Source organism: Urinicoccus massiliensis (assembly GCF_900120405.1).
GTDB lineage: Bacteria > Bacillota > Clostridia > Tissierellales > Peptoniphilaceae > Urinicoccus > Urinicoccus massiliensis.
Genome location: NZ_LT635488.1, coordinates 1 through 1,129 on the forward strand (window position 1 = coordinate 1; position 1,129 = coordinate 1,129).

The 1,129-nt window shown below is 30.8% G+C and carries 1 protein-coding gene; it reads left to right on the forward strand.

The genetic code is table 11. The annotated features are described in order from the left end of the window. Positions 1-459: 459 nt before the first annotated feature. The coding region (locus tag BQ7400_RS00145) for an ORF6N domain-containing protein (protein WP_072469054.1) at positions 460-1,129 on the forward strand (670 nt) is incomplete at its 3' end.

Consider the following 1,129-nt stretch of genomic DNA (forward strand, 5'->3'; position numbering starts at 1 on the left):
TAAAAAAGATATGACCAGAGAAATCTAAGGGAGTAACGAAAAGTTACACCCTTAAATAACCATAATAACTAGACTTCCGAAAAGCAGAAGTCCAGAATTTCGAAAATCGGAAATCAAGAATTTCGATTATCGAAAATCAAGAAAGGAGCAGATATGGCAACAAACAAAATATATTATTGGATAAAATTGAAAGAAGAATTTTTCACAGACAAAATAAACAGAGGACATTGTCCTTAATGAGTCCAACCCATGTCCGACAAGAGATAGAGATAGAGAAAGATATAGAGATAGATAAAGAGAGAGAGGGAGAGATAGAAAAGATTTAACATTTTTGGTATAATTATAGAAATTAGACTTTGAAAATATTATGGATAATTGGCTTAAGAGCTGTAAACTAAATGAAATAAAGAGAAAATGGCTACAAGTTGTAGCCCCAAAAATATATAGGAGGTGAATTTTGTGGCAGAACAAAACAAGGAAATTGTAGTTATAGATGAAACTACAATTAAAAGTAAGATTTACTATATAAGAAATCAAAAGGTTATGCTTGATTTTGAGCTTGCTGAAATCTATGGATATACAACGACAAGATTTAACGAGCAAGTAAAAAACAATTCGGAGAAATTTGATGATGATTTTATGTTTCAGTTGACGAAATCAGAGTTTGAAAACTTGATATCGAAAAAATCGACATCAAGTTGGGGCGGTCGTAGAAAACTACCTTATGCTTTTACAGAGCAGGGTATTTATATGCTTATGACTGTATTAAGGGGAGAACTTGCCGTTAAACAGAGCAAGGCTTTAATACGAATGTTTAAGCAGATGAAAGACTTCATCATTGAAAACCAAGATTTTATCGGTTCAAAAGAATTAGTACAAATAGCAATTCAAACAAATCAAAACACAAATGATATCGCAAGGATAGATAGTAAGATTAACACATTAGCTACTAAAGAAGATTTGAAAAAGGTAATGGATAATTTTATAGACCCGGAAACATATAAACATTTCCTCTTGATGAATGGAGATAAGATAGAAGCTGATGTTGCCTATACAAAAATATATAAATCAGCAAAGAAAAGTATTTATGTTATAGATAACTATATAGGGCTTAAAACATTAGAACTTT